Here is a 20,970-nt window from a genome sequence, read left to right on the forward strand (position 1 = left end):
CGACCATCTGGTCCGGAATTTAGCTGTGGATACGCCCATGATTAGACAAAGAACCTTGAAAACGAGTGTCCAGGCCACTGGTGTGGGCCTGCATTCGGGTCGGAAAGTCACAATGACGTTCCGTCCGGCACCTGTGAACACAGGGATCGTTTACTTGCGTACCGATCTGGATCCTGTGGTGGAATTGCCAGCAAATGCCGACCAGGTGCGCGATACCGTACTCTGTACCGCGTTGGTCAACGAAGCTGGTGTGCGTGTTTCCACCATAGAACACCTCTCCGCCGCTTTGGCCGGGATGGGGATAGACAACCTTTATGTCGAGGTTGATGCCCCCGAGATCCCGGTAATGGATGGCAGTGCGCACCCCTTCATCTACCTGTTGCAGGAAGTTGGCATCCGCGAACAAAATGCGCCCAAGCAGTTTGTGCGGATCAAAAAGAGCATCCGGGTTGAGGACGGTGACAAGTGGGCGGAGTTCCACCCCTATCGCAACGGCTTCAAGATGGATCTCGAGATCGACTTCCAGCACCCGGTATTCGAAGGCCGCAATCAGCGTTGCGTACTGGATTTCTCCGGCGCCTCTTTCGTGAAAGAGATCAGCCGTGCCCGTACCTTCGGCTTCATGCGTGACATCGAGTACCTGCGTTCCCAGAATCTGGCCTTGGGTGGAAGCCTGGAGAATGCCGTGGTTCTGGATGACTATCGGGTGCTGAACGAAGATGGTCTGCGCTACGAAGATGAGTTCGTCAAGCACAAGATGCTGGATGCTATCGGTGACCTTTATATGTGTAACCGCAGCATCATAGGCGAGTTCCGCGCTTACAAAACGGGCCATGCCTTGAACAACAAGTTGCTGCGTGCCTTGCTGGCCCAGCAGGAAGCATGGGAACTGGTGACCTTCGAGGGTAAGGGCGAAAAATCGCCAATCACTTACTACGACAACGGTCTGGTTCTAGCCTGATAGTTGTGCAACAGGACGTCGGTCACCTCTCCGCGCCGGCGTCCTGTCATTCTTGTTTACATCCCGATACCGATACTCTCCCGGTTTTATTTTCGTGGTGGCAACTAGCCTCACCCGACCGAGCAGATTGAATTTCTATGAGCATTACCCTGATCCTCAATGGCAAGCAGCGGCGCAAGCTGCACTTCCCCAAACAACGTCTGGCCTGGGTCGGCGGTCTCTTTCTTTCTATTCTGGTGTTAGGGTCTGTCCTGCTATGGCAGAGCTGGCATCAAAAAATGGCTGCCCTCGAGCTGGCGCTGGTTCAAGCAGAGCAGCAGCAGACGAGTCAAACTACCGAGCAGGCCCGCGAACAACTCGCCATGCTGGCTGCCCAGGTCGGCACCATGCAGGGCCAGCTTGGCAGGCTCAATGCCCTCGGTGAGCGATTGACCGAGCAGGCGGATCTCGATCCCGACGAATTCAACTTCAAAGAGCTGCCTCCCATGGGCGGCCCCTCCTATGATGCCGATCTGGAAGTGAACCTCGACGAGCTGCAAAGCTCCATGGCTCACCTCAGCAAACAGCTCAGTAGTCGCGAAGAACAGCTGTCGGTACTTGAATCTTTCATGCTCAATCACCATATCACTGACGCAGGCTTTATTTCCGGATCGCCGGTCAAGCAGGAGCGGGTCTGGATTAGCTCTGGCTTCGGCGGCCGGGTCGATCCCTTCAATGGTCGTGCCAAGATGCACAAAGGCGTCGATTTTCGCGGCAAGCCGGGCACGCCCATATTGGCAACCGGGCCCGGCATAGTGAGCTGGGCGGGTCGCCATCCTGAATTTGGCAACATGATTGAGATTAATCATGGTAATGGCCTGGTGACTCGCTATGCCCACAACGCCAAGTTGTTGGTGGAGGTGGGTACGTTAGTGGATCAGGGTCAGCAGATAGCCCTGATGGGACGCACCGGTCGCGCGACCGGGGTCCATTTGCATTATGAAGTGTTGAAAGACGGTCGTCAGGTCAACCCCAGTCAATTCCTTACTGCCAGACGGGGTTAGGTTTTTTTCTCTCCAGTTCCAGTGACGGAACCTTATAACCAGAAACAGTTGGTACCCATGATTAGCACACTGCTTACCAAGATTATCGGCAGCCGGAACGACAGAACGCTCAAGGCCCTGCGCAAAATTGTAAAACAGATCAATGCAATGGAGCCTCAGTTCGAGGCCTTGTCTGATGCTGAGTTGCAGGCCAAGACGGCCGAGTACCGTCAGCGCCTGGATCAGGGGGAGACCCTGGAGCAGTTGCTGCCGGAAGCCTTCGCCACAGTACGTGAAGCGTCCCGTCGTGTGTTCGGCATGCGCCACTTCGACGTCCAGCTGATCGGCGGCATGGTACTCAACTCCAACCGCATCGCGGAGATGAAGACGGGTGAAGGCAAGACCCTCACTGCGACCCTGCCTGCCTATCTGAACGCCTTGGCGGGTCACGGTGTGCACGTGGTGACGGTGAACGACTATCTGGCCAAGCGTGATGCCGAGGCGAACCGCCCGCTGTTCACCTTCCTTGGTCTGACCGTGGATTGCAACGTGCCGGGCATGGATGCGTCCCAGAAGCGTGATGCTTATGCCGCCGACATCACCTACGGTACCAACAACGAATTCGGTTTCGACTACCTGCGCGACAACATGGCGTTCTCGCCAGAGCAGCGGGTACAGCGCCCTCTCAACTATGCCCTGGTGGATGAGGTGGATTCGGTGCTGATTGATGAGGCGCGTACGCCACTCATCATCTCGGGCCCGGCGGAGGACAGCTCCGCCATGTATATCCAGATCAACAAACTGATCCCGCTGCTGGTCAAGCAGGACAAAGAAGACTCTGAAGAGTACACCGGTGACGGTCACTACACGGTCGACGAGAAGAACCGCCAAGCGCTGCTGACCGAAAACGGCCAGATCTTCGTGGAAGAGTTGCTCAAGAAAGAGGGCTTGCTGGCCGAGGAGGACTCTTTGTTCTCCGCCACCAACATCAGCCTGCTGCATCACGTCAATGCCGGTCTGCGTGCTCACACCCTGTTCGAGCGCAACGTCGATTACATCGTGCAGAAAGACGAAATCGTCATCGTCGATGAACATACCGGTCGAACCATGCCGGGTCGTCGCTGGTCCGATGGCCTGCACCAGGCGGTCGAGGCAAAAGAAGGGGTCAAGATCCAGAACGAGAACCAGACCCTGGCCTCCATCACCTTCCAGAACTACTTCCGCCTCTATGACAAGCTGGCGGGCATGACGGGGACCGCGGATACCGAGGCCTTCGAATTCCAGCAGATCTATGGCCTGGATACTGTGGTCATCCCGACCAACCGCCCCATGGTACGTAAAGACATGGGTGACCTGGTATATCTCACCGCCCTGGAGAAGTACGACGCCATCGTCGAAGATATCCGTGGTTGCGTCTCCCGCGGCCAGCCGGTACTGGTCGGTACTGTCTCCATCGAGAACTCGGAACTGCTCTCCGGCATCCTGACCAAGCAAGAGATCCCCCACAAGGTATTGAACGCCAAGTTCCATGCCATGGAGGCGGAGATCGTCGCCCAAGCGGGCCAGCTCGGCGCCGTCACCATCGCCACAAACATGGCCGGTCGGGGTACCGACATCGTGCTGGGTGGCAACTGGCAGGCCGAAATCGCCCAGCTTGACAATCCGAGCGACGCGCAGATCAGCGAAATCAAGGCCGCCTGGCAGGTTCGTCACGATGCTGTGCTGGCCGCAGGTGGCCTGCACATCATAGGTACCGAGCGTCACGAATCACGCCGCATCGACAACCAGCTGCGTGGCCGTTCCGGTCGCCAGGGGGACCCGGGTTCTTCCCGCTTCTACCTCTCCATGGAAGATCAGCTGATGCGTATCTTCGCCTCTGACCGTGTCACTGGCATGATGAAGAAGCTGGGCATGGAAGAGGGCGAGGCCATCGAACACCCTTGGGTCACCAAGGCCATCGAGAATGCCCAGCGCAAGGTGGAGGGTCGCAACTTCGACATCCGTAAGAACCTGCTCGAATTCGATGACGTGGCCAATGATCAGCGCAAGGTGGTCTACGAGCAGCGCAACGAGCTGCTGGAGACCAACGATATCTCCGAGACCATTCACATCATCCGTGATGACGTCTATGGCGCCGTGATTGACGAATACATTCCGCCCCAGTCTCTGGAGGAGATGTGGGACGTGCCCGGCCTGGAGACCCGTCTGGCCGCCGATTTTGGCCTGGTTCTGCCCATTCAGCAGTGGTTGCGCGATGACGACAAGCTGTATGAAGAGAAGCTGCGTGAGCGCATTCTGGACGAAGCCAACCAGCTCTATGCTCGCAAAGAAGAGCTGGTCGGCGTCGATGTGCTGCGCAATTTCGAGAAAGCCGTGATGCTGCAGACTCTGGATGGCCTCTGGAAAGAGCATCTGGCCGCGATGGATCATCTGCGTCAAGGCATTCATCTGCGCGGTTATGCCCAGAAGAACCCCAAGCAGGAGTACAAGCGCGAATCCTTCGATCTGTTTACCCAGATGCTGGAGACCCTCAAGCGCGATGTGGTCAGCATATTGAGCCGAGTCCAGGTACAGGAGCGGGATGTCGAGGTGATGGAAGAGCAGCAGCGCCAGCAGGCAGAAGCGGCTCCCCGCACCTACACCCACGCCACTGCCGACGATCAGCTGGCGGACGAGGGCGAAGAGACGAGTACACAGACAACCTTCGTGCGGGACGAGCAGAAGATCGGTCGCAACGATCCTTGTCCCTGCGGATCCGGCAAGAAGTACAAGCACTGCCACGGTCAGTTGACCTGATAGCGCTATGCTAGTGAATGCACCGCCTCCGGGCGGTGCATTCATTTCAGGGGCATAAGGGAGGAGGGCTGAGGATGAGCAAGGTGCCGACGGGGTGGGATGGGCAGGCGCATGCCAGCTGGCTGCTGGAGCGGCGGCAGGAGGCCGTCCAGCGGGTGCTGGCTCTGCTGAACGGGGAGCGGCTCAAGCCGGTTCCCCTGCAACTGCAGTTTGCCTATTACCTCTTTCTGTCTGGCGATCCGGCCTCAGCCGCGCAAGTACTGACGCTGGCGCATCAGGCCACCCCCGAGAATGATGAAGTGCTGCGCAATCTCTGCGTCTGCCTGTCGCGCTCGGGCCAGCATGAACGTGCTGTGGCGCATCTGACCGAGCTGGCGGCCCGTGACCCGGCAGACGCTCTGGCACAGGATGGACTCTGCACCTCCCTCGCCAGGCTAGGACGCCATGCCGAGGCGGCGCAGGCGGGGACCAGAGCACTGTGCCTCAAAGACGAGGCTGCCGGGCAACTCGTCGAGGGGTGGGTGCTGCCGGCAGAGGGGCCGGATGCTTGGCTGGCCAGCCAGGACGGCAAGCACTCCATCATTGCCTTTTCCTTGTGGGGGACAAACCCCCGCTACCTGAGAGGGGCGCTCGACAACGTACTGGCCGCCGCCTATCTCTACCCCGGCTGGCAGCTGCGTTTCTATGTGGATGAGAGTGTGCCCGCGGACCTGCTGGCCTGCCTGCAGGCCCATGGTGCCGAGCTGTGTATGCAACCCGCGGATCACTCGCTGCGTCAGCGTCTGTGCTGGCGTTTTCAGGTGGCCAATGATCCATGGGTTGGCCGCTTCCTGGTGCGGGATGTGGATTCGGTACCGAGTGTGCGCGAACGCGTCGCCGTCGATGGCTGGCTTGCATCGGGGCGCTGGTTTCATATCATGCGTGACTGGTGGAGCCACACTGACCTGGTGCTGGCGGGCATGTGGGGTGGCGTGGCCGGGGTGCTGCCACCACTGGCGCCCCTGCTCGGAGCTTATCAGCCCGGCCTCATGGAGACGCCGAACATCGATCAGTGGTTTCTGCGGGACTGTCTGTGGCGCTATATTCGCCAGAGCAGCCTCATCCAGGATCGCTGCTTCAGCCCCCCTGGGGCCCAGCCATGGCCACTGCCCGCCCCGGCGGGGAGCGAGCATGTGGGTCAGGATATGTTTACGGCGCAGGGGGAACGTCAGGCGCTGCGTCTGGCCCCCTGGATCGCCAAGTTACCGTGTTTAGGTTGAGGACAAAGATGGAACAGAAGAAGCGGATATGGGTGGCGGTTGGCGTCATCGAGAACGAGCGGGGTGACATCTTCATTGCCAAACGCGCCTCAAGCAGCCACCAGGGCGATCGCTGGGAGTTCCCGGGGGGCAAGGTCGAGGCTGGCGAGGATCTGCTGGCAGCCTTGGACAGGGAGCTCTGGGAAGAGATAGGCATCCGGGTCGAGGATTGCGCCCCCTTTATGGAGCTGCATCATGACTATCCCGAGAAGCAGGTGCTGCTGGATATCTGGAAGGTGACCCGTTTTCGGGGTGAGCCGTTTGGCAAGGAGGGACAGGAGTGTCTGTGGGTTCCCCTGGCTGAACTGGATAACTACCAGTTCCCCGATGCCAATGGCCCCATAGTCGCTCGGCTACAGGGCCTGGTAGCTAAAAGCTGACAACGAATGCGGCAGCGAAACGTTGATAACAAAAAAGGGCCATTGGCCCTTTTTTGTTATCACGGGAAGGAGTCAGCGCCACTCTTCTCCGGCATCCGGGTCTGGCAACAGGTCCGGATTGATCTCTCCCGGGATCCGCTTCTCTTCGTCGGCCCATTCGCCGAGATCGATCAGCTGGCAGCGTTTGCTGCAGAAAGGGCGGAACGGGCTCTGTGGACCCCATTCCACTGGCGTTTGGCAATTTGGGCAGTTGACCTTGGTGACCATGGATTCCTCCGCAGGCAAGAGATAAATGGCGTAGGGCGGGAGCCTGGCTCCCATCCCTTCGTTAGCAGCAGGCGAGCTGGAAGGGCACATCGCCTATGGGTTGTTCCTGGGTTGGCAGGAAGCGCAGGGCAAAGCGGTTCTTGTGGCCACTGAGAGTCGGATAGCAGCCCATGGCATGGGGCAGGCGGATACGGATCAGTTCCGCATTCTCCGCCGTGTCCTGATAGAAGCCGTTGGTGGCGACCTGATCGCTGAAGTGGGACGCATCGCGCCACAGTCGCAGCAAGAGGCCGATGGCGCCCATCAGCAACTGGATATCACTGAGCCAAGCCTCCATTTGCGGGTGTCGCAGGGATGCCGGGGTCGTCAGCCAGTGGTGCAGTTGAGGCACATCAAAGGCGCAGAGTCCGCCGGGAATGGAGAAGCGCTGGCGGATGGAGCTAAGCAGCTTGTCTTCCTTGAGACGAGCGCCGGGGCGCGGAGCACCCAGCAGCTTGCGGGAAAGCTGGCTGCTCTCCTGTTGCATTGCGCGGATCTGATCGAGATCGACATCAGGCAGTTCTGCCCAGTGGCCGAGGCGCTGACTCAGGCGCTCAAGATCCTTGATGAGATCCGAGCGCAGATCTCCCCGCTCGAGCAGTTCCTGCAGATCAAACAGCCCCTTGAAGAAGGCGATATGAGACCAGGGGTGATCACTCCCCAGATTGTTGTGGATCTGGTTGAACAGTGATTCCAGACGAAGATAGGTCCGGCTTTTTTCGTTGAGAGGGAAATCGTAAATCATGCCTAATCCTGGCCAGCCATAAACCGGCCTAGTGTACTCACAGTTGCCGGGCTTGTTGAGTGGCAAATGCCAGATATGTTTGGTGCAGCGCCAAAATTCGCCCACGCAAGAGCTCAGGAGTGCCATCCCGGTTCTCAATGATGTCGTCAGCGGCGGCCAAGCGAGCCATACGACTCGCTTGAGCGGCGACAATCGCCTTGGCCTGCTCACGACCGACCCCGTCACGTCGACAGGTGCGGGTGATCTGGGTCTCCTCGTCCACATCGACCACCAGTACCCGGTTAGCCATGGCGGTGAGCCGGTTTTCAACCAGAAGGGGCACGACCAGCAGACAATAAGGGGAGCGTGCCGCGGCACATTGACGCTGCATCTCCTGACGGATCAAGGGGTGGAGCAATGCATTGAGCCACCCCTTGGCATCGGGGTCTCTGAACACGTGGTCACGCAGCTTGCGTCTGTCTAGCTGTCCCTCCTCATCGAGCACGCCAGCGCCAAAGTGTTGACTGATGGCGGTCAGTGCCGGCGAGCCGGGTTCAACCACCTCGCGGGCGATGACATCGGCATCAACGATGTCGATGCCCAGCTCGCCAAACAGGTTGGCGACTGTGGTCTTGCCACTGCCAATTCCCCCTGTGATTGCGACTATATACATGGGTGAGAGCGTCCTGAAGTGATCGTTTTTCATTCGTCTTGTCTGGTTATTGTGCCCCAAGCCGAGGTCAGAGCACCATGTGCAGATACCAGGCGGTGATGCTATCTCCCCAGAGCAGGGCGACCCAGCCAGCGATGGCAAGATAGGGACCGAAGGGGATAGGGTTTACTGTGTTGTTGGCGGCGCGAGACGATGAGGGCAATGCCGATAATGGCGCCTACCAAAGAGGAGAGCAGCAGGATCAGCGGCAGCGCCTGCCAGCCGAGCCAGGCCCCCAGGGCCGCCAGCAACTTGAAGTCGCCATAACCCATACCCTCCTTGCCAGTGAGCAGCTTGAAGGCCCAGTAGAGGCTCCAGAGCACCAGATAACCGGCCATGGCACCGATGACAGCATCGTTCAAGGGGACTTTCTGCCAGATGAGGTTGACCAGCAGACCAGCCCAGAGCAGCGGCAGCGTGAGGGGATCCGGCAGTAGCATCTTGTCCAAATCGATGAAGGTCAGGACAACGAGCACCCAGGTGAGCAGCAGATAAGCCAACAGGGAGGGGTCAGCAGGCAGAAGGCTGGCCACGACGACGGAGAGCAGGGCGGTGAGCAGTTCAACCAAGGGGTAACGCGCCGAGATGGGCGCTGAGCAGCTGCGGCAGCGCCCCTTGAGCCAGAGCCAGCTCAGCAGCGGGATGTTTTCCAGGGCGCTGATGGCATGGTTGCAGTGGGGGCACTGGGAGCGCGGCACCATCAGGTTGTAGGCTTCGGTGGGGGGCTGTGCGCTCTCTGGATTAAAGTAGTCCCGATACTCGGCCTGCCAATCACGCTCAAGCATGATGGGCAGACGGTGGATGACGACATTGAGGAAGCTGCCAATGGTCAGGGAGAAGAGAAATACCAGAGTCAGGTAGAGCCAGGGCAGGCTGAGCGCCAGTTCAGTCATGGGTTGCATCGAGTCTTGGATAAGGAAGAGGGCAGTGTAGCATGACCCCACGGCTGAGGAGCCAGGGCCCCTCGCCGGAGTGGTCGGCTCGCACTAATGGATAATAGAGCCGAGTTTGAAAATGGGCAGATACATGGCGACCACCATGCCGCCAACCAGCACGCCCAGCACCACCATGATAAAGGGCTCAAGCAGGCTGGTAAGGCCGTCGACGAGGTCATCGACCTCCTGCTCGAAGATGGTGGCCACCTTGGAGAGCATGTCATCGATGGCACCGGACTCTTCTCCTATCATCACCATCTGGATCACCATGTCGGGGAAGAGATCCACGGTGCGCATGGCGACGTTGATCTGCATCCCGGCCACCACCTCGTTGCGAATGGCCAGGATGGCGGTGCGGTAGACATAGTTTCCCGAGGCTCCCGCCGCCGAAATCAGCGCATCCACCAACGGGATACCGGCGCTGAAGGTGGTGGAGAGGGTGCGGGCGAAGCGAGCCATGGCTGCCTTGTGCAATATCATGCCGACCACGGGTATGGTAAGGATGAATTTGTCCGTGTTGTCTTTGACCTTCTGGTATCGGCGCCAGGCCCGTACATAGAGGAAGACGGCCAGGGCTATGCCCCCGAAAATCACATACCACCAATCCTGCATGAAGCGGGAGATACCGATGACGAACTGCGTGAAAATGGGCAGTTCGGCGCCGAAGCTCTTGAAGATATCTTCAAACTGGGGGATGACGAACAGCAGCAGAATGGAGGTCACTATGATGGCCACCAGGATCACCATGGCGGGGTAGAACATGGCTTTCTTGATTTTTGACTTGAGCGCCTCGGCTTTCTCTCGATAGGTGGCGATGCGATCATAGATGGTCTCGAGAGCACCTGAATGCTCGCCGGCCTCAATCAGATCACAATAGAGATCGTCAAAATGGCGGGGATGCTGACGCAAGGCTTCCGACATAGGCGTACCGGTTTCAACATCACTGGCAATCTGCCCCATCAGCTCACGCATACTCGATTTCTCATGGCTGCGGGCGATGATTTGCAGGCTTTGTACCAGGGGAACACCGGCGCTCAGCATGGTGGCAAGTTGGCGACTCACCACGGCAATGTCCATGGGCTTTATCTTGGCGCCCGCCTTGGAAAAGAGCCCTTGGCTCTTCTTGGTCACCTTGGTGACATTGACACCCTGCTTGCGCAGCTCGGCCTTGACCGTGTTGATGTGCTCGGCTTGCAGCTCGCCTGTGACACTGTTGCCTTTGCGATTGACGCCCTTCCAGCGAAAGGTATGAACCTTGGCAGGGGTTGCTCGCTTCTTCGATATGGTCGCCATCCTTGCATCCTTGCAATGAGGGCCGCCAAGCAGGCGGCATGAAGAGTCAGTTGGTGGTGATGCGATTGATCTCGCTAAGACTGGTTACGCCGAGGCGGGCTTTTTCCAGGCCAGACAAGCGCAAGGTGCGCATCCCCTCTTTCTGGGCGATGGCGGCAATCTGCAGCGAGTTGGCCCCCTGCATGATGAGTTTGGCAATGTTTTCTGACATCAGCAGGATCTCATAGACACCGACTCGGCCCTTATAACCCCCGGTGCACTCCTTGCAGCCTTTCGGTTTGAACAGCTTGATCCCGGCCGCCAACTGCTGGGTATTGAAGCCCAGCGTGAGCAGCTCGGTATCAGGGATGATCTCTGGCTCTTTACAGTGCTCGCAAAGCTTGCGGGCAAGTCGCTGAGCCATGATGAGGGTCACTGAGGAGGCGATATTGAACGCTGGCACTCCCATGTTCATCATGCGGGTCAGGGTCTCTGCTGCCGAATTGGTGTGCAGGGTCGAGAGGACCAGGTGGCCGGTCTGTGCAGCCTTGATGGCTATCTCGGCGGTTTCCAGATCCCGGATCTCCCCCACCATGACTATGTCCGGATCCTGGCGTAGGAAGGAGCGCAGCGCGCTGGCAAAAGTGAGTCCAGCCTTGGGATTGACCTGCACCTGATTGACTCCTGGCAGGTTGATCTCCACCGGATCTTCGGCGGTGGAGATATTGACCTCAAGGGTGTTGAGTATGTTGAGCCCGGTGTAGAGGGAAACTGTCTTGCCTGAGCCGGTTGGGCCTGTGACGAGGATCATGCCCTGTGGTTTGCTCAGTGCGGTCAGGTATTGTTGTTTCTGTGTCTCGTCGAAGCCAAGTTGTTCTATATTGAGCCGCGCTGCCGAGGAGTCCAGTAGCCGGATGACCACTTTTTCACCCCACATGGTGGGCAGAGTATTGACCCGCATGTCCATGGAACGGTTGCGAGACAGCTTGAGCTTGATGCGACCATCCTGGGGCAGGCGCCGTTCGGCAATATCGAGCCTGGCCATGACCTTGAGACGGGCGGCGAAGCGGTTGGCCAGATTGACCGGTGGGGTGGAGGCTTCGTGCAGTATGCCATCGATACGAAAGCGGATGCGGTACTTGAACTCATAGGGTTCGAAATGCAGATCAGATGCCCCTTGCCGGATAGCATCCATCAAGATTTTGTTGATGTATTTGACGATGGGTGCATCGTCATCGGCGGTGTTGACGCTCTCGTCGAGCCGACTGCTTTCGTCAGCCACTTCGAGTGCCGAGATCTCGGCCTCGTCGATATCGTCCATGCCAAGGGCATCATGCTCGCTCTCGAGCAGCTTGGCGATGGCCTGGCTCAGTTTGTCCTCTTCGACCAGCAGGGCCTCGGTATGCAGGCCGAAGCTGAAGCCGAAATCTTCCAGCGCCGCCACATTGCTCGGGTCGGACATGGCGATATAGAGGGTGTGGCCCTGGGTGTAGATGGGCAGTACATGGTGCTTGTCGATCAACTTCTGATTGAGGTATTTCTGCGGGATCTCGGCCAAATCGAAGGCGGCAAGATCCAGCAGAGGTACCCCATACTCCAGCTCGCAAAACTCGGCCAGCGTCTTGCTGGCGAGGATGTCGTTTTCGATAAGGTAGGTGACAAAGGGTTTGCGCTGGGCCCGGGCCTGGCTCAGGTAGTGTTGTGAGTCGGACTCACTGATCAGGGAGGAAGCGGCCAGGCTCAGGGCCAGGCCGCTATGGGGGCTAGAGGTCATGGATTAGCAGAGGCCATCAGTCTTGCAAGATCCTGATATGGCCCACAAAACTTGCCTAGAGGTTGTATTTGCGCTGCCAATTAATTCATATGTTGTAGATGAGCCAAAGGTCGCAGTCGTTCCCGTGGCGGTAATTGTGACACCAACAGCGCCGCTTGCGGTGGCATCAACTGAAGCAATATTCGTTGTATCAAAAGCTCCTGAGACGGCAGCCTCACCGGCTGAGGCGCATATGCCCATAAGGGTCGCGTCAACTGTATCGGTGGAACCTTGAACACAGACTTCGACTGCAGTCTTGGCTGGTCCAGTGGCTGCAATGACTTCCGAGAATTTAGCGCGCTTGGTATAGGTCTGATACGCCGGCAGGGCGATGGCGGCGAGAATGGCGACGATGGCCACGACTATCATCAGTTCGATCAGGGTAAAGCCGGTTTGCTTTCTCATCTTCAATATCCTTATTTCACATGGGTCCTGACAACGTTGGCGGTGAGTTGACCGCCTTTGGCATCTTAACCAAGCTGCTGCGCTTGGCAACAACACCAGCAAATTTAGCTAACAAGTCTCTGAATAGTGGCGCAAATGGATATAAATCAGTGGTTTGTTGGGCTCTTTCGATACCCGGTACTCTTGTCGGTTTTCTCCTGGTCTCTCCTTTTACCATGGGCGGGTCTTGCCTAAAGAAAAGGCGTCAATGGCGTCTTTTGCAAGTCGATATTAGTCAGGAGGTGATGGCCGCATCGCTATCAGGACAAGGGGGGATCGGCGAGGGGATTGAAACCAAGGGATTGAGACGTTTGGCGAAGGAAAACTCCCTGTCCCCGATGGCATCATTGCGACCGGGGACAGGGTGAGTAGGGACAGCGGTTGTGATTGACTAGATAAAGCGCATGGAGAGATCCAGGGCCCGCACATGCTTGGTCAGGGCGCCGACCGAGATGTAATCCACGCCGGTGGCGGCAAATTCGGCCAGCGTCGTCAGGGTCACGTTGCCGGATACTTCCAGCTTGGCTCGCTTGGCGTTCAAGGCTACCGCTTCACGCATCATGGGTACATCGAAGTTGTCCAGCATGATGATGTCGGCACCGGCATGGAGGGCCTGCCCCAGTTCAGCAAGCGACTCCACCTCCACCTCGACCGGCTTGCCGGGGTTGAGGCGGCGGGCCTCACTCACGGCTTCGGTGATGCCGCCACAGGCCAGGATGTGGTTCTCCTTGATGAGGTAGGCGTCGTACAGACCGATGCGATGGTTCTTGCCGCCGCCACAGGTCACCGCATATTTTTGGGCATCACGCAGGCCTGGCAACGTCTTGCGGGTATCGAGCAGGCGGCACTGGGTGCCGGCCAGCTCTGCGACGTAGCGGGCGGTGAGGGTGGCGACGCCGGAGAGGGTCTGCACAAAATTGAGCGCATTGCGTTCGCCGGTCAGCAGCACCCGGGCCGGACCATGCAGGCGAAACAGCTCCTGATCCGGCTGCAAGATGTCGCCATCCTTGACTAACCACTCCACTTGTACCTCGCCACCGAGCTGGAGAAAGACTTCATCCACCCAGGCTTGACCACAGAAGACCCCAGCTTCGCGGGTGATGACCCGGGCGCTGGCCTGGTGATCGGCAGGGATGAGCTGAGCCGTGATGTCGGCGCTGACGTCCGGCTGGTCTTGGGCGGTCAGGGCGCCCCCCAAATCTTCGAGTAACGCGGCGCGCACGGCGCGACTGATGTCCTGTTGTAACATGCCTTTTATTCCTGCAAGGGTCTGAGAAGCAACTGTCTGTCTCTTTGGATCAACTCCAGCCGACCGAGGGCATTCATTCCGACCAGGATCTCATTGCCGCTGGCGGCTGGATTGATATAAACGGCCAGATCGTACAAGGTCAACGGACCCATCGCCAGGCTTTCTATTCGGCCGTTGCCGACCAGGATGGGGCCCGCTGCCGTATTGACCCGGCTGTGGCCCTGTGGCGTTAGCCCCAATCGTTTGGCCACATCGGCCGGAATGGTGACCCGTGTGGCGCCGGTGTCGAGCAGCAGTTGCACCTCCTGGCCGTTGATGGCACCCTCCAGACGATAGTGGCCGCTGGCATCCATCGGCAGACGCAGTTCGCCGCTTGCCGTGACGCTGGGTTGACTACGAGTGTGAAAATAGAGGGTGAGCAACCCCATCAGCGAGAGCCACGCCAGTAGCCAGAGCCAGCGGGCCGCAGCAGGCGCCGCCATTATGGGCTCCTCGCCATGCAGGACAAGGGGTTGGGCGGCGAGGGCCTGAAGAGCGATAGCCAGAGCCTAGGGGCGGTAACGCGCACATCAATACCATGAGCAAGAGAGACGATGACCCAGCCTAACACAGTATTTTCCATTGATTCAGACGGTTGGTGTGAGCAGGCCAGACGAGTGCCCTCTCCTCATTGCAATGAGCGAGCCACCCCCGAGGATGTCTCCTTGCTGGTGGTACATGGCATCAGCTTGCCACCGGGCCAGTTTGGCGGCCCTCATATTGACGAGCTGTTCAGCGGTACCCTAAATCCTGACGAGCACCCCTATTTCGCCGAGATCCATCAGTTGCGGGTCTCTGCTCACTGCCTGATCCGCCGCGACGGTGGGTTGGTGCAATATGTGCCTTTTCTCGCACGGGCCTGGCATGCGGGCATCTCTTGTTGGGAGGGGCGAGAGGCATGCAACGATTACTCCATCGGCATCGAACTGGAGGGGACTGACGAGCTGCCTTATACGGCTGCTCAATATGCCGTGCTCGCAAGCCTCACTCGAACCATACAGGCTCGTTTTCCTGCCATAGTGGCAGAACGGGTGGTGGGGCACTGTGACATAGCGCCGGGTCGAAAGACGGATCCAGGCAGCAGTTTTGACTGGGCACGATATCGCCAGGAAACGAACAAACTTTGGTAGTATTGAAATTAAGTTTGTGTTTTTTAAATCAATGGCTTGCCAACATGGCAAGCCATTCTTATTGGCTGTTACTCAAATGTTGTCTGTGATCTGGCGCAGAAATATTGGTCAGACCATTTTCTATGAGTGAGATCATAGTTCCCGAAGATTACCTATAAGTAGGCAGCTTACTTTGTTGATGCAGATCAGATTTTGGGTGGACATTTTCCATGCCCTCTGCTAATTTTCGCCCCATTCATGAAATTGGTAATACCAATTTAACAAAGCTGCCTCATGCCCTATCGTAAAGTTACTCAACCCAAATTGGCTGACGCCATCGTCGCCGAGTTGGAGCACATGATCCTGGAAGGCAGCTTGCAGCCTGGCCAGAAGTTGCCGCCAGAGCGGGAACTCGCCATCCAGTTTCAGGTGTCGCGCCCCTCCTTGCGAGAGGCCATCCAGCGCCTGGAGGCGCGTGGGTTGCTGTATCGCCGGCAGGGCGGTGGCACCTTTGTGCAAAATGGTTTGAGCAAGGGCATCGCCGATCCCCTGTTCGAGCTGCTCAGTACTCACCCTGAAGCCCAGTATGATCTGCTGGAGTTTCGTCACGCACTGGAAGGCATCTGTGCCTACTATGCTGCATTGCGGGGTACAGAGGCAGATTTCGAGCGCATCCGCGCCGCCCAGGCCGCCATCGAGGCAGCTGGCCAGCAGGGATCGCTTGCGAGCGAGTCGACCGCTGTCACCCAGTTCTATCTGGCGGTGGCGGAGGCCTCCCACAACGTGGTGCTGCTGCACCTGTTGCGTGCCATGGGCCCCATGCTCGAACAGAACATTTTGCGAAATAACGAAATTTTGAATCGCCGTCCGGGAGTGGTCGCCAAGATCCGTCGCCATCGTGCGTCGCTGATCGAGGCTATCCTGTCGGGGGCTCCGGAGCGGGCCAGGACTGCTTGTCATGAGCACCTGGCCTTTATCGAGGACACCTTGTTGGATATGCAGAGGGAAGATAGCCGGATCCAGCGATCCATGCGTCGGATCCGTCAGCAGGAAAACTAATCCCACAAGGCTTTATTGTCGAATTTTGCGCAACTTACATCCCGTGCAATAACAATAGGAACCAGCCATGTCTGATATCCTGAAGAACGATGTGGACCCGATAGAAACGCTGGAGTGGCTTGCCTCTCTGGAATCCTTGTTGCGTGAAGAGGGTCCGCAACGCGCTCAGTTCATCCTTGAACAACTGGCCGAGAAAGCCCGCGTTAGCGGTGTGGAAGTGGCTGAGAAAGCGAATCGCGATTACATCAATACCATTCCTGCCACTGACGAACCGGCTTACCCGGGCGATCAGGAGATGGAGCGCCGTATCCGTGCCATCATCCGCTGGAATGCCGTGATGATAGTGCTGCGTGCTTCTAAAAAGGATCTGGACCTGGGTGGTCACATGTCCTCCTTCGCTTCCAGTGCCACCATCTACGAAGTCTGCTACAACCACTTCTTCCGTGCTCGCAACGAGAAGGATGGTGGTGATCTGGTTTATTTCCAGGGTCACATCTCCCCGGGCATCTATGCTCGTGCCTTCGTCGAGGGTCGCCTGACCGAAGACCAGCTGGACAACTTCCGTCAGGAAGTGGACGGCAAGGGTATTCCTTCCTATCCGCACCCGAAACTGATGCCGGAGTTCTGGCAGTTCCCGACCGTCTCCATGGGTCTGGGCCCCATCGCCGCCATCTATCAGGCGCGTTTCCTGAAGTACCTGACCGACCGTGGCATCAAAGACTGCGCCGAACAGACCGTGTACGCCTTCCTGGGCGATGGCGAGATGGACGAGCCGGAAGCCAAAGGCGCCCTGACCGTTGCCGTGCGTGAAAAGCTCGACAACCTGGTGTTTGTGGTCAACTGCAACCTGCAGCGTCTGGACGGTCCTGTCGTGGGTAACGGCAAGGTCATCAACGAACTGGAAGGCCTGTTCGCCGGCGCCGGTTGGGACGTGACCAAGGTTATCTGGGGTCGCAAGTGGGATGAGCTGCTCAAGAAAGACACGTCCGGCAAGCTGATCCAGCTGATGAACGAGACCGTGGATGGTGACTACCAGACCATGAAGTCCCGCGATGGCGGCTATGTGCGTGAGCACTTCTTCAATCGCTACCCGGAAACCGCTGCCCTGGTCAAAGACATGACCGACGAGGAGATCTTCGCCTTAAACCGCGGTGGTCACGATCCTCGCAAACTGTTTGCCGCCTTCTCCAAGGCTGCAGAGACCAAAGGCAAGCCGACCGTGATCCTGGCCAAAACCATCAAAGGTTATGGCATGGGTGAAGCGGCCGAAGGCAAGAACATTGCCCACCAGGTCAAGAAGATGGATCTGGGCTCCGTGCGTCACCTGCGCGATCGTTTCAACCTGCCGGTCACCGACGAGCAACTGGCAGAGCTGCCGTATCTGAAGATCGAAGAGGGTACCGAAGAGTACAAGTACCTGCACGCCCGTCGTGCCGAACTCAAAGGCTATGTACCGACCCGCCTGCGTGAGACCACCACCACCCTGGACATCCCGGCACTGGAGACCTTCGGTCCGCTGCTGGGCGAGCAGGCCCGTGAAATCTCCACCACCATGGCGTTCGTGCGTTCCCTGAACGTGCTGCTCAAAGACAAGTCCATCGGCAAGCGCATCGTTCCCATCCTGGCTGATGAAGCCCGTACCTTTGGTATGGAAGGTCTGTTCCGTCAGATCGGTATCTACAGCCCGCATGGTCAGCAGTACACCCCGCAAGACCGTGACATCGTCTCCTACTACAAGGAAGACAAACAGGGTCAGGTTCTGCAGGACGGCATCAACGAGCTGGGCGCCATGTCCTCCTGGCTGGCTGCTGCGACCTCCTACAGCACCAACGATTGCCCGATGATCCCGTTCTACATCTACTACTCCATGTTCGGTTTCCAGCGGATCGGTGACATGGCGTGGGCAGCCGGTGACCAGCAAGCCCGTGGTTTCCTGCTGGGCGCGACTTCCGGTCGTACCACTCTGAACGGTGAAGGTCTGCAGCACGAAGATGGTCACAGCCACATCCTGGCCGGCACCATCCCGAACTGCATCTCCTACGATCCGTCCTACGCCTATGAAGTGGCGGTGATCGTACAAGACGGCCTGCGCCGCATGTACGGTGAGAAGCCTGAGAACGTCTTCTACTACATCACCACCCTCAACGAGAACTATGCCATGCCGGCCATGCCGGAAGGCGCCGAGGAAGGTATTCGCAAGGGTATCTACAAGCTGGAATCCGTGGCCGGTACCAAAGCCAAGGTACAGCTGCTGGGTTGTGGCTCCATCCTGGGTCATGTCCGTACCGCCGCCCAGATCCTGGCCAGCGAGTACGGCGTGGGTTCCGACGTGTTCAGCGTGACCTCCTTCAACGAGCTGGCCCGTGATGGTCAGGACGCCGATCGCTGGAACATGCTGCACCCGACTGCTGCTGCCCGCGTCCCCTACATCACCTCGGTACTGGGTTCCGAAGCCACCATAGCCGCGACCGACTACATGAAGTCCTTCGCCGAGCAGGTACGTGCCTTCATGCCGACCGAGAACTACCGTGTATTGGGTACCGATGGTTATGGCCGTTCCGACAGCCGTGCCAACCTGCGTCGTCACTTTGAAGTGAACGAGTTCTATGTCGTGGTTGCTGCCCTGACCGAACTGGCCAAGCGCGGTGAGATCGACAAGCAGGTTGTGGCCGACGCCATCGCCAAGTACGGCATCGATGCCGACAAGGTTAACCCGCTGTACGCGTAAGAGGATTGAGCACCCTGTCCGGACTTGCGTGCCGGACAGGGCCTTGCCCAGGTTAATGCGACATAAGGGTAAGAGGACAAACACAGGGTCCGGACGGCAACAACGAGTCGGAACCTGCTCTTGCCAAGGTTAACGCGATAAACGTACGCGTAAGAGGATAAAGCACAATGTCCAAACAGATTATGGTGCCGGATATCGGTGCCGATGAAGTAGAAGTGACCGAGATCATGGTCGCCGTGGGTGACAAGGTCGAACTTGACCAGTCCCTGATCGCCGTGGAAGGTGACAAAGCCTCCATGGAAGTCCCGGCTCCGGCCGCGGGTATCGTCAAAGAGATCCTGATCAAGGTGGGCGACAAGGTTGCCACCGGTTCCCAGATCATGATCTTCGAAGCCGAAGGCGCTGCCGCCGCTCCGGCTCAGGCTGCCGCTCCGGTTGCCGCCGCACCGGCGGCTGCCGCTGCCAAAGACGTGCACGTACCTGACATAGGTGACGACGAGGTCGAAGTGACCGAGATCATGGTTGCCGTGGGCGACATGGTTGAAGCCGACCAGTCCATCATCGCCGTGGAAGGTGACAAGGCCTCCATGGAAGTGCCGGCGCCGTTCGCGGGTCGCGTGGTCGAGATCAAGGTTGCCGCCGGCGCCAAGGTCTCCACCGGTTCCCTGGTGATGGTATTCGAAGTGGCTGGTGCCGCGACCGCTGCCGTGGCCTGCTCCGGCTCAGGCCGCCGCTCCCGTGGCAGCGGCGCCTGCCGTCGCCGCTGCCAAAGAAGTCAACGTGCCGGACATCGGCGGTGACGAAGTGGAAGTGACCGAGATCATGGTCGCCGTGGGTGACAAGGTCGAAGCCGACCAGTCCCTGATCGCCGTGGAGGGTGACAAAGCCTCCATGGAAGTGCCTGCGCCGTTTGCCGGTGTGGTGAAAGAGATCAAGGTGAAGGCGGGTGACAAGGTTTCTACCGGCTCCCTCATCATGGTATTCGAAGTGGCTGGAGCAGCGCCTGCCGCCGCCCCGGTCGCTCAGGCTGCTGCTCCTGCTCCTGCCGCTGCTGCCCCTGTTGCTCAAGCCGCCGCCCCGGCTGCTGCGTCCTCCGACTTCGTTGCCAATGACGCTTATGTTCACGCCTCTCCGGCCGTGCGTCGTCTGGCTCGCGAGTTCGGTGTCAACCTGGCCAAGGTGAAAGCCTCAGGTCGCAAGGGCCGCATCGTCAAAGAAGACGTGCAGGCTTATGTGAAGGATGCGGTCAAGCGTGCCGAGTCCGCTCCGGCTGCGGGTCAAGGCTCTGGCAATGGCATGAGCGTCGTGGCCTGGCCCAAGGTTGATTTCAGCAAGTTCGGCCCGGTCGAAGAGCTGGAACTGACCCGGATCCAGAAGATCTCCGGTCCTGCCCTGCATCGCAACTGGGCCATGATCCCTCATGTCACCCAGTTCGACGAAGCCGATACCACGGATCTGGAAGCGTTCCGCAAAGAGCAGAACATCCTGGCCGAGAAGCAGAAACTGGATGTGAAGATCACCCCGCTGGTGTTCATCCTGAAAGCCGCCGCCAAGGCCCTGGAAGCGCACCCGCGCTTCTGCAGCGCCCTGTCTGCAGATGGCAGCAAGCTGATCATGAAGAAGTACATCCACATCGGTGTGGCGGTAGACACCCCGGGTGGCCTGGTGGTTCCGGTCGTTCGCGACGTCAACAAGAAGGGCATCCATGAGCTGTCCCGCGACTTGGCCGAGATCTCCAAGAAAGCCCGTGCCGGCAAGCTGACTGCTGCGGACATGCAAGGCGGTTGCTTCACCATCTCCAGCCTGGGTGGCATCGGTGGTACCAGCTTTACTCCGATCGTCAACGCGCCGGAAGTGGCCATCCTCGGTGTTTCCAAGTCCGAGATGAAGCCCAAGTGGAACGGCAAGGAGTTCGTGCCGCGCCTGATGCTGCCGCTGGCTCTGAGCTATGACCACCGTGTCATCGACGGTGCTGACGGTGCTCGCTTCGTCACCACACTGAGTGGCGTGCTGTCCGACATTCGTCGACTGGTTCTGTAAATGTAAATGAGAGGGCGAGCACAGAGCTCGCCCTTTTCACTTCTCATTTCATTAACAAAATTATAAACTTGCCCCGTTTTTTC

16 protein-coding genes and 2 pseudogenes are annotated in these 20,970 nt (G+C 58.4%); 9 read left to right on the forward strand and 9 right to left on the reverse strand.

Annotated elements, in window-relative coordinates:
- Positions 1 to 37: 37 nt before the first annotated feature.
- The 5 genes from lpxC to mutT all read left to right on the forward strand — a co-directional run bounded on the left by lpxC (position 38) and on the right by mutT (position 6,457).
- Positions 38 to 961, forward strand: a complete 924-nt coding sequence (gene lpxC, locus G113_RS00990) for a UDP-3-O-acyl-N-acetylglucosamine deacetylase (protein WP_005891148.1) — start codon at positions 38 to 40, stop codon at positions 959 to 961.
- A gap of 137 nt (positions 962 to 1,098) precedes the next feature.
- Complete coding sequence (locus tag G113_RS00995) at positions 1,099 to 2,004, forward strand: M23 family metallopeptidase (protein ID WP_005891149.1); 906 nt, start codon at positions 1,099 to 1,101, stop codon at positions 2,002 to 2,004.
- Between the two features lie 57 nt (positions 2,005 to 2,061).
- On the forward strand, positions 2,062 to 4,779 hold the full coding sequence (secA, locus tag G113_RS01000) for a preprotein translocase subunit SecA (RefSeq protein WP_005891151.1): 2,718 nt from the start codon (positions 2,062 to 2,064) through the stop codon (positions 4,777 to 4,779).
- Positions 4,780 to 4,853: 74 nt separating this feature from the next.
- Positions 4,854 to 6,038, forward strand: a complete 1,185-nt coding sequence (locus G113_RS01005; RefSeq protein WP_005891155.1) for a tetratricopeptide repeat protein — start codon at positions 4,854 to 4,856, stop codon at positions 6,036 to 6,038.
- A gap of 8 nt (positions 6,039 to 6,046) precedes the next feature.
- Positions 6,047 to 6,457, forward strand: coding sequence for an 8-oxo-dGTP diphosphatase MutT (mutT, locus tag G113_RS01010; RefSeq protein ID WP_005891157.1), 411 nt, complete (start codon positions 6,047 to 6,049; stop codon positions 6,455 to 6,457).
- A 72-nt stretch (positions 6,458 to 6,529) separates the two neighbouring features.
- On the opposite strand, the gene yacG is transcribed toward mutT, so the two are convergent.
- The 9 genes and pseudogenes from yacG to G113_RS01055 all read right to left on the reverse strand — a co-directional run bounded on the left by yacG (position 6,530) and on the right by G113_RS01055 (position 14,394).
- Positions 6,530 to 6,724 (reverse strand): DNA gyrase inhibitor YacG, encoded by a 195-nt coding sequence (gene yacG, locus G113_RS01015; protein ID WP_005891160.1) that lies wholly within the window; start codon positions 6,722 to 6,724, stop codon positions 6,530 to 6,532.
- 61 nt (positions 6,725 to 6,785) lie between these two features.
- On the reverse strand, positions 6,786 to 7,508 hold the full coding sequence (zapD, locus tag G113_RS01020; protein WP_005891162.1) for a cell division protein ZapD: 723 nt from the start codon (positions 7,506 to 7,508) through the stop codon (positions 6,786 to 6,788).
- A gap of 37 nt (positions 7,509 to 7,545) precedes the next feature.
- Positions 7,546 to 8,160 carry a dephospho-CoA kinase gene (gene coaE / locus G113_RS01025; protein WP_005891165.1) on the reverse strand — a complete coding sequence of 205 codons (615 nt, stop codon included), beginning with the start codon at positions 8,158 to 8,160 and terminating at the stop codon, positions 7,546 to 7,548.
- 67 nt (positions 8,161 to 8,227) lie between these two features.
- Positions 8,228 to 9,101 (reverse strand): annotated as a pseudogene (locus G113_RS01030) (prepilin peptidase).
- A gap of 84 nt (positions 9,102 to 9,185) precedes the next feature.
- On the reverse strand, positions 9,186 to 10,427 hold the full coding sequence (locus G113_RS01035) for a type II secretion system F family protein (RefSeq protein WP_005891171.1): 1,242 nt from the start codon (positions 10,425 to 10,427) through the stop codon (positions 9,186 to 9,188).
- A 46-nt stretch (positions 10,428 to 10,473) separates the two neighbouring features.
- Entirely contained in the window at positions 10,474 to 12,180 is a 1,707-nt protein-coding gene (tapB, locus tag G113_RS01040; RefSeq protein WP_005891173.1) for a PilB family type IVa pilus assembly ATPase TapB, read from the reverse strand.
- Between the two features lie 3 nt (positions 12,181 to 12,183).
- Positions 12,184 to 12,624 carry a pilin gene (locus G113_RS01045; protein ID WP_005891174.1) on the reverse strand — a complete coding sequence of 147 codons (441 nt, stop codon included), beginning with the start codon at positions 12,622 to 12,624 and terminating at the stop codon, positions 12,184 to 12,186.
- Positions 12,625 to 13,054: 430 nt separating this feature from the next.
- Positions 13,055 to 13,912, reverse strand: coding sequence for a carboxylating nicotinate-nucleotide diphosphorylase (gene nadC / locus G113_RS01050; RefSeq protein WP_005891177.1), 858 nt, complete (start codon positions 13,910 to 13,912; stop codon positions 13,055 to 13,057).
- A 5-nt stretch (positions 13,913 to 13,917) separates the two neighbouring features.
- Positions 13,918 to 14,394: a retropepsin-like aspartic protease family protein gene (locus tag G113_RS01055; RefSeq protein WP_005891180.1), complete on the reverse strand. Its 477-nt coding sequence runs from the start codon at positions 14,392 to 14,394 to the stop codon at positions 13,918 to 13,920.
- Between the two features lie 111 nt (positions 14,395 to 14,505).
- Here G113_RS01055 and ampD point away from each other — a divergent pair, with 111 nt between their 5' ends.
- The 4 genes and pseudogenes from ampD to aceF all read left to right on the forward strand — a co-directional run bounded on the left by ampD (position 14,506) and on the right by aceF (position 20,887).
- Positions 14,506 to 15,081 carry a 1,6-anhydro-N-acetylmuramyl-L-alanine amidase AmpD gene (ampD, locus tag G113_RS01060; protein WP_040318792.1) on the forward strand — a complete coding sequence of 192 codons (576 nt, stop codon included), beginning with the start codon at positions 14,506 to 14,508 and terminating at the stop codon, positions 15,079 to 15,081.
- A gap of 273 nt (positions 15,082 to 15,354) precedes the next feature.
- Positions 15,355 to 16,119, forward strand: coding sequence for a pyruvate dehydrogenase complex transcriptional repressor PdhR (gene pdhR, locus G113_RS01065; protein ID WP_005891186.1), 765 nt, complete (start codon positions 15,355 to 15,357; stop codon positions 16,117 to 16,119).
- A gap of 67 nt (positions 16,120 to 16,186) precedes the next feature.
- Entirely contained in the window at positions 16,187 to 18,847 is a 2,661-nt protein-coding gene (aceE, locus tag G113_RS01070) for a pyruvate dehydrogenase (acetyl-transferring), homodimeric type (protein WP_005891189.1), read from the forward strand.
- A 167-nt stretch (positions 18,848 to 19,014) separates the two neighbouring features.
- Positions 19,015 to 20,887, forward strand: a pseudogene (aceF, locus tag G113_RS01075) (pyruvate dehydrogenase complex dihydrolipoyllysine-residue acetyltransferase).
- Positions 20,888 to 20,970 lie beyond the last annotated feature (83 nt).

Origin of the sequence: Aeromonas molluscorum 848 (assembly GCF_000388115.1) — a bacterium.
GTDB lineage: Bacteria > Pseudomonadota > Gammaproteobacteria > Enterobacterales > Aeromonadaceae > Aeromonas > Aeromonas molluscorum.

Bases quoted from the DNA above. Each gene is read 5' to 3' on its own strand.
- lpxC (WP_005891148.1), top strand. From the start codon at position 38: ATGATTAGACAAAGAACCTTGAAAACGAGTGTCCAGGCCACTGGTGTG.
- G113_RS00995 (WP_005891149.1), top strand. From the start codon at position 1,099: ATGAGCATTACCCTGATCCTCAATGGCAAGCAGCGGCGCAAGCTGCAC.
- secA (WP_005891151.1), top strand. From the start codon at position 2,062: ATGATTAGCACACTGCTTACCAAGATTATCGGCAGCCGGAACGACAGA.
- G113_RS01005 (WP_005891155.1), top strand. From the start codon at position 4,854: ATGAGCAAGGTGCCGACGGGGTGGGATGGGCAGGCGCATGCCAGCTGG.
- mutT (WP_005891157.1), top strand. From the start codon at position 6,047: ATGGAACAGAAGAAGCGGATATGGGTGGCGGTTGGCGTCATCGAGAAC.
- yacG (WP_005891160.1), bottom strand. From the start codon at position 6,724: ATGGTCACCAAGGTCAACTGCCCAAATTGCCAAACGCCAGTGGAATGG.
- zapD (WP_005891162.1), bottom strand. From the start codon at position 7,508: ATGATTTACGATTTCCCTCTCAACGAAAAAAGCCGGACCTATCTTCGT.
- coaE (WP_005891165.1), bottom strand. From the start codon at position 8,160: ATGTATATAGTCGCAATCACAGGGGGAATTGGCAGTGGCAAGACCACA.
- G113_RS01035 (WP_005891171.1), bottom strand. From the start codon at position 10,427: ATGGCGACCATATCGAAGAAGCGAGCAACCCCTGCCAAGGTTCATACC.
- tapB (WP_005891173.1), bottom strand. From the start codon at position 12,180: ATGACCTCTAGCCCCCATAGCGGCCTGGCCCTGAGCCTGGCCGCTTCC.
- G113_RS01045 (WP_005891174.1), bottom strand. From the start codon at position 12,624: ATGAGAAAGCAAACCGGCTTTACCCTGATCGAACTGATGATAGTCGTG.
- nadC (WP_005891177.1), bottom strand. From the start codon at position 13,912: ATGTTACAACAGGACATCAGTCGCGCCGTGCGCGCCGCGTTACTCGAA.
- G113_RS01055 (WP_005891180.1), bottom strand. From the start codon at position 14,394: ATGGCGGCGCCTGCTGCGGCCCGCTGGCTCTGGCTACTGGCGTGGCTC.
- ampD (WP_040318792.1), top strand. From the start codon at position 14,506: ATGACCCAGCCTAACACAGTATTTTCCATTGATTCAGACGGTTGGTGT.
- pdhR (WP_005891186.1), top strand. From the start codon at position 15,355: ATGCCCTATCGTAAAGTTACTCAACCCAAATTGGCTGACGCCATCGTC.
- aceE (WP_005891189.1), top strand. From the start codon at position 16,187: ATGTCTGATATCCTGAAGAACGATGTGGACCCGATAGAAACGCTGGAG.